Source organism: Collimonas fungivorans (assembly GCF_001584145.1).
In the GTDB taxonomy this organism is placed as follows: domain Bacteria; phylum Pseudomonadota; class Gammaproteobacteria; order Burkholderiales; family Burkholderiaceae_D; genus Collimonas; species Collimonas fungivorans.
Map to the genome: position 1 here is coordinate 144,379 of NZ_CP013232.1, position 13,332 is coordinate 157,710.

Consider the following 13,332-nt stretch of genomic DNA (forward strand, 5'->3'; position numbering starts at 1 on the left):
CGCTTTTTTGCGCCCGGGATTACCAGGTGCCGGCGGTGGCGCCGCCGTCCACCGGCAATGCTACGCCGGAAATGAAGCTGGCATCGGTCAGGTACAGCACGGCGTCGACAATGTCCTTGGTGTTGCCGGTGCGGCCCGACGGCGACAGCGTGTTGAAAAAGGCCCGCGAATTTTCATAGTCGCCGTGCAGCGGGGTCTGGATGATGCCGGGCGCTACCGTGTTGACCTGTACGTTGGATGCCGCCAGTTCGATTGCCAGCGCGCGCGTGGCGTTGATCAGGCCGCCCTTGATCAGCACCGGCAACAATGCCGGCACTTTCACCGTCGGCTGGATCGCGATGTTGGCGCTGATGGTGACAATGTGACCGCTTTTGTTGGCGGCCATGTGCGCGGCGGCTTGCTGCGACGGGTAGAAAAATCCCTTCAGGTTGGTGCTGACCAGGGCGTCGAGATCCTCCTCGGTGTAGTCGCCGACCGGCTTGGCGATGAACACGCCGGCATTATTGATCAGGATGTCGACCTTGCCGAACGCCGCAACGGCGCGCGCAAACAGCGCTTTCGCCGTAGCCGGCAGGGCGATGTCGCCGGCCACCGCCTGGAAGTTGGCGGGGTTGCCGAGTTTTTCGGCGGCCGCCAGCAGGCGCTCGGTGGTGCGGGCGTTGCCGACCACGTTATAGCCGCGCTGCAGGTAGGCTTCGGCCAGGGCGAAGCCGATGCCGCTTGAGGCGCCGGTGATGATGACGGTTTTCTGGTTGCTGTTCATGGTGGTACTCCTTGTGGTTGGGCGGGCTCTCTGGTCCCGATCTGCACTATACTTATGCGGTATTCATAGATAAATACAGATTTTTACAATTAACTTGATACACCATGTAATGAATAAGACGCTTTCATGAAACGCAACTTCGACGACATCCTGCTGGGCAGCATCGAACTGTTTTGCCTGGCCGCCGAACTGGGGAGTTTCACGGCGGCGGCGATGTCGGCCAGCGTCACGCCTGCGGCGGTGAGCCGTTCAGTGTCGCGGCTGGAGGAGAGATTGGGCGTGCGCCTGTTCGTGCGCACCACGCGCCAGATCCGCTTGACCGACAGCGGCCGCGTGTATTTCGAACAGTGCCGCCAGGCCTTGTCGCAGCTGGTGGATGCGGAGCGCGAGGTGACCGGCGAGCAGGCGGCGCCGGCCGGGCTGCTGCGCATCAGCATGCCGACGCCGTTCGGCCACTACCGCCTGCTGCCGTTGCTGCCGCAGTTTCGTGCGTTATATCCGCAAGTGCGGATCGATGTCCACCTGAGCAACAGCAACATCGATTTTGCCGACCAAGGCTACGACCTGGCGATCCGCGGCCGCGCGCCCGAGGATTCCAACCTGATCGCACGCAAGCTGGAAGACGCCGAACTGGTGCTGGTGGCGGCGCCGTCTTACTTGCAGCGGGCGCCTGCGCTGCAGACGCTGGCCGACCTGGAACGGCACGATTGCATCCAGTTCGAAAGGCCCAGCACCGGCCGCCGCATTCCGTGGACTTTCATGGCCGACGGCAAGGAGGTCGATATCGTGACTGATGGCGGCTATTGCTGTTCCGAAGACGTGCTCGCCGTCGCCACCCTGGCGCGCGGCGGCGCGGGACTGGTGCAAACCTACCGGTTCGTGGTCGAGCAGGCGCTGCAGCAGGGCGAACTGGTGGAACTGCTGCCGCAGTTCGGCGGCAGTACGCGGCCCTTCATCCTGCTGTATCCTCACGCTCGCCACCTGTCGCTGCGGGTGCGCACTTTTGTCGATTTCATGGTCAAGCACCTGAGCCGAATTTGATCTGAGTTTGAGATCCCGGCGCAAAAGCCGGAGGCAATAAAAAACCCGCGCACTCCTCATGAGGCGCGGGTTTTGTCATTTACAGCGCTTCCCGCATGCTGCCGGGAATAAGCTAGAAGCGGGTCACAGACGATCAGTTGCCTGTGTTTGTTTCCAGCGGATAGTTGGCGAAATTGATCTGGCCGGAGTTGCGTGCATCAGCCAGTTCTGCGCGTACTTCGGCACGGCTCTTGCCGGGAGCGTTGGAGACGGTGAACACCGGATATTGCGAACCGGCGAAATCGAGTTCCCCATTAGCACGGGCTTTTGCCAGTTCTGCCTGCACTTCAGCGCGGGTCTTGCCTGGGACCGAGCTTTGGGCGTTGGATGGCAGGAACACCGGATATTGCGAACCGGCGAAATCGAGTTGGCCGGCAGCACGTGCCTGGGCCAGCTCGGCCTGGACTTGAGCGCGGGTAAGCGGAGTGACGTTGTCGGAAGCGAATGAAGGAGCTGAAACAATTGCAGCCAGTGCCAATGCGGCGATCAGTTGGGTTTTCATGATGGTTCTTTCTTTTTAAGTTAATGACAAAGTGCCAAATGCAGCGGTCACACAAGCGCATGAACTGACGGATAGGCATTGCTGCTGCACCGTCCTGGCTGCCGGCGAGGATCTGATTTGGATCTATCACTAGATAGATAATCCGGTAAAATAAAAAGCGTCTTTCTTGTTTGACGCTTTCCAGTCCACTAATCCACTGCTGGCAGTCCGGGCACGTTGTGCGATCCAGTTGTTGCCAAATAAAAACTGAACCTGGATCGCTTGCCACCTGAAACAACGTGTCTGCAACTACTGTGACTCAACTATAGTTATCTACTGCTAGGTAGTCAAATAGAATTTTCTTATAACGCTCATAGGGTAATAAAAACTGACACAGGCCATAAACGGCTTGATTATCTACCTTTCAGTAGATAATATGTAGGCGTAGCGTCTTTTTGATTTTACATTCCACGCCCGTACCGTCAGAATATTGCCGGCCGGGGCATAAAAGACGTAGCATGGCAGCAGAAAGCGTGGCTGCCCGAAATTCGGTCACCAATGCGGGTGTCCTGCATCGCTATCTCTTTATAGGTAAAAAAATCATGAAAGCCGTTTCCCCCGTACGCGAACAATTACTGGAGCACACGCTGGTCCTGCTGGGCACGCGCGGCTACAACGGCTTCAGTTACCGCGACCTGGCCGAGCTGGTCGGCGTCAAGACTTCCAGCATCCATTACTATTTTCCGACCAAGGAAGACCTGGCGCTGGCAGCGGTGCAAGCATACGCGGCAAATATCGGCGAGATCATGCGCGACATGGATGTGAACGGGCCTCTCAAGGAGCAGGTCGAGAAATACCTGGCGCTGTGGCGCAAGAATCTCGGCACCGGCCGCGTTTGCCTGTGCGGCATGCTGGCCGCCGAAGCCACCAGCCTGCCGCAAAACGTGCTGGCTGCCTTGCAAGCCTTCTATAGCATGCATGAAGCCTGGATTACGCAGCGGCTGGAACGCGCGGTGGCCGACAAGGGCGTGCAATTGCCTGCTGCGCCGCCGGTGTATGCCATGACCATCCTCGGCGCCTTGCAAAGCGGGCTGATTTCCGCGCGCTTGTTCGGCAAGCCTTGCCGGCTCGATGCGGCGTCGGCCATGCTGCGCTCCGCGGTGACGCCGGAAGGCAGCAAACAACAGGCGGCGCCCGCCGACGCTGTCTTATCCTGATTCCAGGACGCCGCTCATGCAGATAGCCATGAGCGGCGGCAAGTCTTCAGTTTTCCCTTCGGATTTGCAATTTGGTGTGTCTGCGGTTTGGCGCTGGCACAGGAATGTGCTTGTCGCAAATCCTTCGGCGCCTGGATGGTTATATTCAATAAAAACAAGCAAATGATTCAATATCGCGCCTAATTATCAAAATCCTCGCTAGAACGGACAATGCCTCCATTGGTACACCGTTCAATCAACAGCGAGGATTTTTTCATGGCATCCGCACTTCTTCCCAGCCGTCGCCTGCTGTCGGCCGCGATCGCAGCACCGTTGTTCAGCCTGGCGGTTTGCAGCATGGCCGCCCAGGCCGACGACCGCAACCTGCCTGAACCGCATCATCTTGCCATTGCCGGCAACTCGGCCGACGCGGCGCCGCTGATCCTGGCGGCACGCCGCTACGCCGCTTTCTGGAACACCGGCGACGAGCAATACGCGCGGCAGGCGCTTGCTCCCGATTTCATCGACCGCACTTTGCCCGCCGGACGCCCGCAAGGCGTGGCCGGCCCGCTGCAAGCATCGCAAGGTTTCCGTAGCGCGGTGCCGGACCTGTCCATGGAGATCGACGAAATGGTGGTCGCCGGCGATCGCGTCTCGCTCCATCTCCGCTTCCGCGGCCATTTCAGCGGCCAGTTCGGCAAGCTCAAGGGCAAGGGCCAGGTAATCGATTTCCGGGCCTTCGACTTGTACCGGATAGCCGATGGCCGCATTGCTGACAACTGGCATCTGGAAGACAACCTGAGCCTGATGCAGCAATTCGGCGCAATCCAGCCTTGATCGCGGCATTGATCTTCACTTCTTATAGGAAATTTAATCATGTCTTTAGCAAACACACTGTTCGACCCGGTGCAACTGGGCAGCCTGCAACTGGCCAACTGCATCGTGATGGCGCCCATGACGCGCGCCCGCAGTTCGCAGCCGGGCGATATCCCGAATGCCATGATGGCCTAATATTATGCGCAGCGCGCCAGCGCCGGCCTGATCGTCAGCGACGCGACCCAGACCGCGCAGATCCTGGAGCAAGGTTTGGCGGACCTGGTGCCGTTCGGCCGGTCATTTGTCGGCAATCCTGACCTGCTGCGGCGGCTGGCAGAGAAGCTGCCGCTGGCCGGCCACGATGGCGCCGCCCTGTTCGGCGGCGAGCGTGCCGGATATACCGACTATCCGCCGGCTTCCGCCTGACCAGAGCCAACGGCGAAGCGCTCCTGCAAAAACTCGATCAGCAGCTTGATCCGCGGCGGCTGGAAACTGCTGCGGTGATACAGCACGTTGAGCGGCGCGCTTTCGGTGAAAAATTCATCCAGCACCGTGATCAGCCGGCCAGCCCGCAAATCGGCGCTGATATCGAGCAGTGATTTGTAGGCGTAACCGTGGCCGAGCAAAGCCCATTTGCGGATGATTTCACCATCGTTGCTCTGCTGGTAGTGGCTGACCCGCACCGCTTTCAGCTTGCCGCCGGCACGGTAGCGCCATTCGTTCATCGGCCCTGCGGCGTTGAGCAGCACCAGCGCCGGCAGGCTGGCCAGCTGCTCCGGCGTCTGCGGCAGGCCGACGCGCGCCGCGCATTCCGGCGCTACGCACACCACGCGCCGGTTGGGCAGCAGCGGCCGCGCCACCATGGCGCTGTCGGGCGGCATGCCGTAGCGGATCGCCAGGTCGATATCGTCCTGCACCAGGTTGGCGGTGGAGTCGGTCAGCGACAAGGCGAACTGCACTTGCGGATACTGGCGCTGGAATTCGTCGAGATAGGTGAGCAGGAGATTGCGCCCCAGGTCCGACGGCGCTGAAATCCTGACTGTGCCCTGCACCAGGCTCTTGCCCGCCTGCAGCATCTGCTCGGCCTGGTCCATCAGCTCGAGCGCCTGCTGGCTGTATTCCTTGTAGAGCTGGCCTTCCTCGGTCAGCCGCAGGCGGCGCGTGGTGCGCTCGAACAGCTTGACCCGCAGCGTCGTTTCCAGGCGCTGGATGGCGGCGCTGGAGGCGGCCGGCGACAAGCCGTGCTTGCGCCCTGCGGCGGAAAAACTGCCCAGTGTCGAAGCATCGATAAACAATCGCATCACGCTTAATCGGTCCATGGCGCAGTCCTGGCTGGCTGGTCGTTGTCGGTTATGTAGCGGGAAACGCCGCCGGCCAGGGCATCGAAGGTTATCCGGCAGCGCTCGCTGGAACGCAGGTCTTCATGCATCACAATCCAGGTTTCCAGTTCGTCTTTGAGCGCCGCCGGCAGCACCGGCGACAAATCGGGATTGTGTTTTACCAGCCCCGCCTGACACATGCCGATGCCGTAGCCGGCGCGGATCGCCGCCAGCTGCACCAGCTGGTTGTCGGCACTCAGCGAAAACATGTCGCGCGACAGCGGCAGGCCGCGCTTTTGCATGGCGCGGATGTAATTGGTTTCCTGGTCGAAGCCGATCAGCGTGTGCTGCCTCAGTTCGGCGATGCTGGCCGGCATGCCGTGCAAATCCAGGTAACGGCGATGCGCAAACAGGCCAAGCGGAATGGCGCCGATGCGGCGCGCGATCAGGGCCGCCTGGCTGGGCTGCACCATCCGCACGGCGATATCGGCATCGCGTTGCAGCAGGTCCTGGGTGCGGTTCGAGGCCACCAGTTCAATCTTGATGGCCGGATGCGTTTCGCGCAGCGCGGTCAGGATCGGCGGCAAGACCTCGACGCAAACCACTTCCGACGCCGTGATGCGCACCGTGCCGCCGCTGTTGGCGCTGGCGTCGGTCGAGGCGCGGCGCAGGGCATTGGCTGTGGCGCGCAGGCTTTCGGCGAACGGCCGCAAGGTGAGCGCAGTGTCGGTCGCGGCCAGCCCGGTTTGCGAGCGGGTGAACAGCTTTACCCCCAGCGCCAGCTCCAGCGCTTCGATCTGGCGGCCCATGGTGGGCTGGGTCAGCCCCAGGCTGCGGGCGCCGCCGGATAGCGAACCTTCTTCCAGCACAGCCAGGAACGCGCGGTACAGGTCCCATCCGGGTTCTTGTATGGTCATACAAATATGTATAGTGACTATGTTGAGATAGCCAATTTTAAACCAATAGCTACACTGTTACGCTGGACTCCTACAACATTTTTCAAGGAGTGCACATCATGAAACAGCAGATCGCATTGGTGCTCGGCGCCACCGGCGGCATCGGCAACGCCATGGCAAAAAAATTGATGCAGCGCGGCTGGCAGGTGCGGGCGCTGCATCGGCGCGCAGACCAGATGGCCGCCAGCGAATGCGGCGGCATTGTCTGGCGCCAAGGCGACGCCATGCAGGAGCAGGACGTGATCGCCGCCGCCGAGGGTGCGTCGATCATCGTCCATGCGGTCAATCCGCCGGGTTACCGCAACTGGGCGCAGCTGGTCGTGCCGATGATAGACAACAGCATCGCCGCGGCGCGTGCATCCGGCGCCCGCATCATCCTGCCCGGCACCGTCTACAACTACGGCGCCGACGCTTTTCCAGACTTGCGTGAAAGTTCACCGCAAAACCCGAGCACCCGCAAGGGGGCGATCCGGGTGCAACTGGAGCGCCGGCTGCGCCAGGCCGCACAGGACGGAGTGCGGTCGCTGGTAGTGCGCGCTGGTGATTTTTTCGGGCCGCACATGGCCAATTCCTGGTTTTCGCAAGGCCTGGTCAAGCCGGGACAGCCGGTGGCCGCAGTCAGTTATCCGGGCCAGCGCGGCATCGGCCACCAGTGGGCTTACCTGCCGGATGTGGCCGAGACCATGATGCAATTGATCGAGCACGAACCGGCGCTGGCTGCTTTCGACACCTTCCACATGAACGGCCACTGGGACGCCGACGGCACCGAAATGGTGGCCGCCATCGGGCGCGTCACGGGCCAGCCGGGCCTGAAGGCAAAAAGCTTTCCCTGGTGGCTGTTGCCGCTGGCGGCGCCGTTCGTTCCGGTTTTCCGCGAGCTGCGCGAGATGAGCTACCTGTGGCGCCAGCCTTTGCGCCTGGACAACCGGCGCCTGCTGCAACTGCTCGGCAGCGAGCCGCACACCCGGCTGGACGAGGCGCTGAAGGCGACGCTGGGAGGCATGGGCTGCCTGAAACAGTGATCTGCGGGCAACAATATATTTTGCTGTGATCCATTCCCAGCAAATCGTGTCGGGGGATAATGCGTACTGCAATCGATTCATAAACGGCTGCTATTGCAATATGCAGCCACCATTATTGGAAGTAACGCATTTTGAACACGACAAGAACCAAACGCTGGACCGGCAAGATGGACTCCCTGACAACGGCATACCTGAAAGATGTCATGGGCAAGATGGAGGTATACGGCGACCGCGTGCAATTCGGACTGGCCAGCCCGGGGCCGCGCCCGTATTACCAGCTCACCAACAGCGCCGAAAAGAAAATGGCCTTCGACAGCAACAATCACTTGCTGCACCCGAAGGAAGATGAATTCACCGGCGCCAACGCCACGCCGGTATTCACGCTGGAACAAATCAAGGCTGCCATCGCCGCCGGCGGTTTCCGCTCAAGCAGCAGCACCCGTACCGCCAGCAGTTCCGCTGGCGGCCGCGTCGTCAGCCGCAGCGGCAGCCCGCGCGGCGGCGCCGTCGCGATGAAAGCCAAGGACCTGATCGATGCTGCCCGCTACGAGTATTTCCGCAGCAACCGTCAGGCACTGCCGGACGGAATCGGCGAACATACCGCTGAAATCACCGAGTTGATGCTTAAAGGCAGTTCCGCCGAAGATGCATTCGGCGAGATAGTCAAACGGCATTTCTGATTGCCGTGCTGCGGCCGGGCTACCTCGCTACCGGACCGCAGCATTCATCGGATCGAGATATTGGAGGAATGCAGGCATGATTCGTGTAGCCGCTTTTGCTATTGCCGCCATCGCGGCCTTGCCTGCCTGGGCTAATTGCGCTGTCGCCGACGCCCTGATCGACCGCTACGGCATTTCCTTCTCGGGTTTCACCCAAGCGCTGCCGCGTGTGTCTGCGCCGGCCGAAGCACAGGACACATCCCTGCTCGCCATCGTGCTGCCAAACCAGAACGGCCGCGTCGCCGATGGTTATAACCACGAGGCCTGGATCAACAAGGAGCAGAAGCGCGCCTGGATCTTGCGCACCGGCGGGTTTGCCGGCGTCTATGAATGGTATGGCCCGGCTGTCTTGCCGAACGCGGATTTTTCAGGCTGCGTTACCGAGCCGCGCCGCCTGCCGCCGCCAGCCAGCACAGGCCGGCAAGGGTGACGCAGAACCTGCTGCCTTAGCGGCTTGCGCCGGCTACTTCATAATTGGCCAGGAACATATCTACCGCCGAATCCACCACCTGCTGTTGCAGCGCCGCCGCCAGCGGCGGCTGGCCCAGCGTGACCTGCGGCCAGAATGCGAAAGTTTTCAGCAAACCTTGCAGCTGGTGCGCCGCAAACGCCGGATCGCCCGGCTTCAGCCTGCCGTCGGCCTGCGCCGCGCCGATCCAGGTGTTGACGCCTTCCTCGCGCTCGCCCAGCCGGGCGACCATGTCCTGGGTCCGCTCCGGCGAATGGATGGTGGCGGCAATCGCCACCCGCGCCAGGTCGAGGAAATTGCTGTCGCTGAGCATGCGCATCTTCGACTGCATCAGCTCGAGCAGCTGCGGGCGCAGCGGCTTATCATGGCGATAGCTGAGGGCATGCTGTTCGGCGCTGCTTTCCCACAACTGCATCAGGATTTCGGCGAACAGCTCCTCTTTACCCGGAAAATGGTTGTACACCGTGCGCTTGGATACCTGCGCCCGCGCGGCGATCTTGTCCATGCTGGTGGTTTCAAAGCCGTTGGCGCGGAATTCGGCAATCGCTGCTTCGAGGATGGCCCCGCGCTTGCGGTCTGTGAGACGTTGGACTGTGGTCATGGTCTGCTTCTGAATGACGGATGGCTGAATTTTACACCAGGTAGTTTACTTTTCTTGAATAAGAAACTACACTGTGCAGTGTACTAAATATACGATAACAATGCAATGCCATCAACTCGCCGGATTGCGGCGGCAGCATAACAAGATCGGAACCTGCAATGAAAGTAATCTTATTTGGCGCCAGCGGCATGGTTGGGCAAGGCGTACTGCGCGAGTGCCTGCTCGATGACGGCATCGAATCCGTGCTGGCCGTCGGCCGTAGCGCCGGCGCCGGTCCATCCGGCAAATTGCAGGAGCTGGTCATCCCCGACCTGGCCCATATCGCCGACCATGCGGCGGCATTGCAAGGTTACGATGCCTGCTTCTTCTGCCTCGGCGTATCGTCGGCCGGCATGTCCGAAGCGCGCTACACCGAACTGACTTACGACCTGACGCTGGCCATCGCAAAGACGCTGGCGGCGCGCAATCCAGGCATGACCCTGACTTACGTCTCCGGCGCCGGCACCGATTCCAGCGAGCACGGCAGCAGCATGTGGGCAAGGGTCAAGGGCCGCACCGAAAACGCCCTGCTGCGTTTGCCACTCAAAGCCGCATTCATGTTCCGCCCCGGCGTGATCCAGCCGCTGCATGGCGTGCGCTCCAAAACCAGGTCCTACCAGCTGTTCTATACGCTGGCGGCGCCGCTGCTGCCGCTGGCCAGGCCGCTGTTCCCGAAGCACATCACCACCACCGAACAGATGGGGCGGGCGATGATCAAACTGGCGCGGCAAGGCGGTCCTAAGCAAGTGCTCGAGGCCGCGGACATCAACGCCATGTAGGTTGGGCACTTGTGCCCACGCGTGACCGCGATAAGCGGAGTACGGGCCGTGCACCCACCTGCTTTTCCGCATCAAAGTCCGCTTTTTTTATCGCAAAAGCGGATTTTTGTGCTACAGATACAACTGCCTGCAAACGAAATTTTAAAAGCAATTTGTCTCAATCCCGCGTTTGCGGTAGTCTACATCGCCGATTCCAAGCAAATACGGTGCTAGAATTTGCAACTCACCACTTTTTTTGAGGATTTAACGAAATGAACAAAACCGAATTGATCGACGCCATTGCCACCGATTGCGAAATCTCGAAGGCCGCTGCACAGCGCGCTTTGGAATCCGTAGTAGACAACGTGATCAAGGCCGTGACTAAAGGTAGTACAGTTCAGTTGATTGGATTTGGTTCGTTCTCTTCCGGCAAACGCGCTGCACGCACCGGTCGTAACCCACGCACCGGCGAAGCAATCAAGATTGCCGCAGCCAAGACCGTCAAGTTCACAGCTGGTAAAGCATTCAAAGATGCAGTGAACAAGAAGAAGAAATGATGTAATAAAAAAGCCCTTGGAGAAATTCAGGGGCTTTTTTTTCGCCTGCCCGCTTTTTTACGGCGATCGCTTCACATGATTCAAGAAACGCATTCCTTCCATGCGATCAAAGCGAACCGCTAGCGCGCCACAAAGCCGCGGTCGCTTCATCACCTTCGTCAATCATATTGGCGGCCTCCCGCAGCAGAAATTTCATTGACACCATTCCGTCACTCGCGATATGGTCGGCAACGCATAAATTCTTTTCTCCCAGCAATAAAAGGATTCCATGAACGACACCCCGCCTACTTTTTCTCGCCGTGAACTGCTGCTGAGCGCACTGTCCGCCGCCGCCGTTGCTGCACTCCCTCTCCCTCGTATTGCCGGCGCACAGGCCAAGGAAGCACTGCCGGCCGATGCACAATTTTCTACCCTGCTAGCTGATTTTGCGGAAGAAATCCTGCGCCTGTCGCCAACTTCGGCGACTGCGCTGGGACTCGATTCCGGCTCTCGCTCCGGACTCAAATCGCGTCTGCAGGATGCTTCTCCCGCCGGTGACGCCGCCTGGGCCAGCCAGGTGAAATCGATGCTGGCGCGCCTGGCTCCGCTGGAACGAAACAAGCTCAGCCCGGATGCGCAAGTCCGCTACGACAGCGTGCAATATGCGGCAAGCTCAGGAGTGGACGGCCTGCGCTTTTCCTACGGCGGCGCGGCCAGCGGTTTTTATGGCGGCACGTCACCGTTCCCGGTTACCCAGCAGGACGGGGCGCTGACCGCAGTGCCCGAATTTCTCGATTCGCAGCACAAGATCGCCAACGCAGCCGACGCCGAAGCCTATCTGGAGCGCGTGACAGCAATGGCGCGCCTGCTCGACCAGGAAACTGCGCGCATCGCCGAACAGGCGGCCAAGGGCATCATGCCGCCCGATTTCATCGCGCATACCGCGCTGGGCCAGCTGCGCAACTATCGCAAGACGCCGGCGGCGGCGCAGAAGCTGGTAACCTCGATCACTGGACGCACCAGGAAACTCGGCATCGAGGGCGACTGGGAAGCGCGCGCGACCAAGCTGGTGAATACGCTGGTGTATCCGGCCCTGGAACGGCAGATCGACACTTTCGCCAAAACCACTGCCAAGGCGACTGATGTCGCTGGCGTGCAGCGCCTGCCCGATGGTGCGGCGTATTACGAATGGGCGCTCAAGCTGGGCACCACCACTACCCATGGCGCCAGCGAAATCCATACGATCGGGCTGGAGCAGAACAAGATGCTGCAGGCACGCATCGACGCCATTCTCAAGGTGCAGGGAATCACGCAAGGCACGGTCGGCGAACGCATATTGGCGCTGTCGAAAGACCCTTCGCGTTTCTACGCCGACGATGACCAGGGACGCGCTCAGCTGATCGCCTATTGCAACGAGCGCGTGGCTGCGATACGGACGCTGATGCCTAAAATTTCCCACCTGGGTTTGCAGGCGCCGCTGGTGATCAAGCGCGTGCCGCCTGATATCGAAGCCGGCGCGGCGCTGGGCTATATGAACTTCGCGGCGCTGGATGGATCGCGGCCGGCGATCTATTACATCAATCTGAAATCGACCAAGCTCTGGCCGAAATCCGAGATTGCCACGCTGACCGCGCACGAGGGCATCCCCGGCCACACCTGGCAGGGCGCCTACCTGGCCGAGCACCATGCGCAGATCCCGCTGATTACTTCACTGATGGGCTTCAATGCCTTTGTCGAAGGCTGGGCGCTGTATGCCGAGCAGCTGGTCGACGAATTCGGCCTGTACGCAACAGATCCGTTCAGTCAGGTCGGCTACCTGCAGGCGCAGCAGTTCCGCGCCTGCCGACTGGTGGTTGATACCGGCCTGCATTCGATGCAATGGACGCGGCAGCAGGCGATCCAGTTCCTGGTTGAAAACACCGGGCGCGGCCAGGCCGCCATGACCAGCGAGATCGACCGCTATTGCGTAATGCCGGGGCAAGCTTGCGGCTACAAGATGGGACACAACGAAATCCTGCGCCAGCGCGAACGCGCAAAAACCGCGCTGGGCGGCAAGTTCGACCTGGCCGCTTTCAATGACGCGCTGGTGAAATGCGGCGGCGTGCCGCTGACGGTGCTGCCGACCGTGATTGACCGCTACATCGCCGCTACACGCACGGCATAAAGGACGTTCAGCCGGGATAAACGGCTTCAACGTTGTTGCCGTCCGGGTCGATCAGGAATGCGCCGTAGTAAGTCGGGCTGTATTCGGTGCGCAGCCCCGGTTTGCCGTTGTTCCGGCCGCCAGCCGCCAGGCCGGCCGCATGAAAGCCTTTGACCTGCTTGTGATCGGCCGCGCGGAAAGCGACATGGGTGGTCCCGGCCGGCGCATCGGTGGCGGCATATAACCAGAGCGCCGGCTGCTCCGGCGGGCCGAAACCGGCATAACCGTCGCCCTGCGCTGCCAGGACATATCCCAGGTGTTCCAGCGCTGCCTGGTAAAACCGCACGCTGGCGTCCAGGTTCTTCACTTTCAATCCGATATGGTCGAACATGATGGTCTCCTTGTCATCGCATCCACATGGATGGATCAGGTAG

General features: G+C 60.6%; 16 protein-coding genes and 1 pseudogene. 11 read left to right on the forward strand and 6 right to left on the reverse strand.

All coding sequences use genetic code 11. From position 1 onward, the window contains the following. Window positions 1-19: 19 nt before the first annotated feature. Complete coding sequence (locus CFter6_RS00585; RefSeq protein WP_061538289.1) at window positions 20-763, reverse strand: SDR family NAD(P)-dependent oxidoreductase; 744 nt, start codon at window positions 761-763, stop codon at window positions 20-22. 126 nt (window positions 764-889) lie between these two features. On the opposite strand from CFter6_RS00585, the gene CFter6_RS00590 reads away from it, so the two are divergent. Further along, window positions 890-1,804 carry a LysR family transcriptional regulator gene (locus CFter6_RS00590; RefSeq protein WP_061538290.1) on the forward strand — a complete coding sequence of 305 codons (915 nt, stop codon included), beginning with the start codon at window positions 890-892 and terminating at the stop codon, window positions 1,802-1,804. 133 nt (window positions 1,805-1,937) lie between these two features. Here the strand turns inward: CFter6_RS00590 and CFter6_RS00595 are convergent, their stop codons facing one another. Further along, the gene (locus CFter6_RS00595; protein ID WP_061538291.1) at window positions 1,938-2,345 is read right to left on the reverse strand and encodes a DUF4148 domain-containing protein; all 408 of its coding nucleotides are present in this window, start codon (window positions 2,343-2,345) and stop codon (window positions 1,938-1,940) included. Window positions 2,346-2,926: 581 nt separating this feature from the next. On the opposite strand from CFter6_RS00595, the gene CFter6_RS00600 reads away from it, so the two are divergent. The 4 genes and pseudogenes from CFter6_RS00600 (at window position 2,927) to CFter6_RS26730 (ending at window position 4,762) form a co-directional block, all read left to right on the forward strand. Then, on the forward strand, window positions 2,927-3,541 hold the full coding sequence (locus tag CFter6_RS00600; RefSeq protein ID WP_061542139.1) for a TetR/AcrR family transcriptional regulator: 615 nt from the start codon (window positions 2,927-2,929) through the stop codon (window positions 3,539-3,541). Window positions 3,542-3,796: 255 nt separating this feature from the next. Then, complete coding sequence (locus CFter6_RS00605) at window positions 3,797-4,357, forward strand: ester cyclase (protein WP_061542140.1); 561 nt, start codon at window positions 3,797-3,799, stop codon at window positions 4,355-4,357. Window positions 4,358-4,396: 39 nt separating this feature from the next. Continuing rightward, window positions 4,397-4,591, forward strand: a pseudogene (locus CFter6_RS26725) (oxidoreductase); the annotation flags it as partial. 15 nt (window positions 4,592-4,606) lie between these two features. Beyond that, window positions 4,607-4,762: a hypothetical protein gene (locus CFter6_RS26730; RefSeq protein ID WP_236904474.1), complete on the forward strand. Its 156-nt coding sequence runs from the start codon at window positions 4,607-4,609 to the stop codon at window positions 4,760-4,762. Here CFter6_RS26730 and CFter6_RS00610 read toward each other — a convergent pair. After that, a complete protein-coding gene (locus tag CFter6_RS00610; RefSeq protein ID WP_061538292.1) occupies window positions 4,741-5,655 on the reverse strand; it encodes a LysR family transcriptional regulator in 915 nt (304 codons plus the stop codon). The two genes, CFter6_RS26730 and CFter6_RS00610, sit on opposite strands and share 22 nt — an antisense overlap. Then, window positions 5,643-6,572 carry a LysR family transcriptional regulator gene (locus tag CFter6_RS00615; RefSeq protein ID WP_061538293.1) on the reverse strand — a complete coding sequence of 310 codons (930 nt, stop codon included), beginning with the start codon at window positions 6,570-6,572 and terminating at the stop codon, window positions 5,643-5,645. The genes CFter6_RS00610 and CFter6_RS00615 overlap by 13 nt, the downstream gene beginning before the upstream one ends. Before the next feature lie 98 nt (window positions 6,573-6,670). On the opposite strand from CFter6_RS00615, the gene CFter6_RS00620 reads away from it, so the two are divergent. From CFter6_RS00620 to CFter6_RS00630, 3 genes are all read left to right on the forward strand, one after another. After that, window positions 6,671-7,633, forward strand: a complete 963-nt coding sequence (locus CFter6_RS00620) for an SDR family NAD(P)-dependent oxidoreductase (RefSeq protein WP_061538294.1) — start codon at window positions 6,671-6,673, stop codon at window positions 7,631-7,633. A 167-nt stretch (window positions 7,634-7,800) separates the two neighbouring features. Next, the gene (locus tag CFter6_RS00625; RefSeq protein ID WP_236904475.1) at window positions 7,801-8,313 is read left to right on the forward strand and encodes a hypothetical protein; all 513 of its coding nucleotides are present in this window, start codon (window positions 7,801-7,803) and stop codon (window positions 8,311-8,313) included. Window positions 8,314-8,389: 76 nt separating this feature from the next. Next, entirely contained in the window at window positions 8,390-8,782 is a 393-nt protein-coding gene (locus tag CFter6_RS00630) for a hypothetical protein (protein ID WP_061538296.1), read from the forward strand. 16 nt (window positions 8,783-8,798) lie between these two features. Here the strand turns inward: CFter6_RS00630 and CFter6_RS00635 are convergent, their stop codons facing one another. Further along, window positions 8,799-9,422: a TetR/AcrR family transcriptional regulator gene (locus tag CFter6_RS00635; RefSeq protein WP_061538297.1), complete on the reverse strand. Its 624-nt coding sequence runs from the start codon at window positions 9,420-9,422 to the stop codon at window positions 8,799-8,801. 158 nt (window positions 9,423-9,580) lie between these two features. Here CFter6_RS00635 and CFter6_RS00640 point away from each other — a divergent pair, with 158 nt between their 5' ends. The 3 genes from CFter6_RS00640 (at window position 9,581) to CFter6_RS00650 (ending at window position 12,919) form a co-directional block, all read left to right on the forward strand. Then, the gene (locus CFter6_RS00640; RefSeq protein WP_061538298.1) at window positions 9,581-10,240 is read left to right on the forward strand and encodes a Rossmann-fold NAD(P)-binding domain-containing protein; all 660 of its coding nucleotides are present in this window, start codon (window positions 9,581-9,583) and stop codon (window positions 10,238-10,240) included. 251 nt (window positions 10,241-10,491) lie between these two features. After that, the gene (locus CFter6_RS00645) at window positions 10,492-10,776 is read left to right on the forward strand and encodes an HU family DNA-binding protein (protein WP_014004094.1); all 285 of its coding nucleotides are present in this window, start codon (window positions 10,492-10,494) and stop codon (window positions 10,774-10,776) included. Window positions 10,777-11,044: 268 nt separating this feature from the next. Beyond that, on the forward strand, window positions 11,045-12,919 hold the full coding sequence (locus CFter6_RS00650; RefSeq protein ID WP_061538299.1) for a DUF885 domain-containing protein: 1,875 nt from the start codon (window positions 11,045-11,047) through the stop codon (window positions 12,917-12,919). A 7-nt stretch (window positions 12,920-12,926) separates the two neighbouring features. Here CFter6_RS00650 and CFter6_RS00655 read toward each other — a convergent pair whose 3' ends face one another. Then, complete coding sequence (locus tag CFter6_RS00655) at window positions 12,927-13,289, reverse strand: VOC family protein (RefSeq protein WP_061538300.1); 363 nt, start codon at window positions 13,287-13,289, stop codon at window positions 12,927-12,929. Window positions 13,290-13,332: the final 43 nt, after the last annotated feature.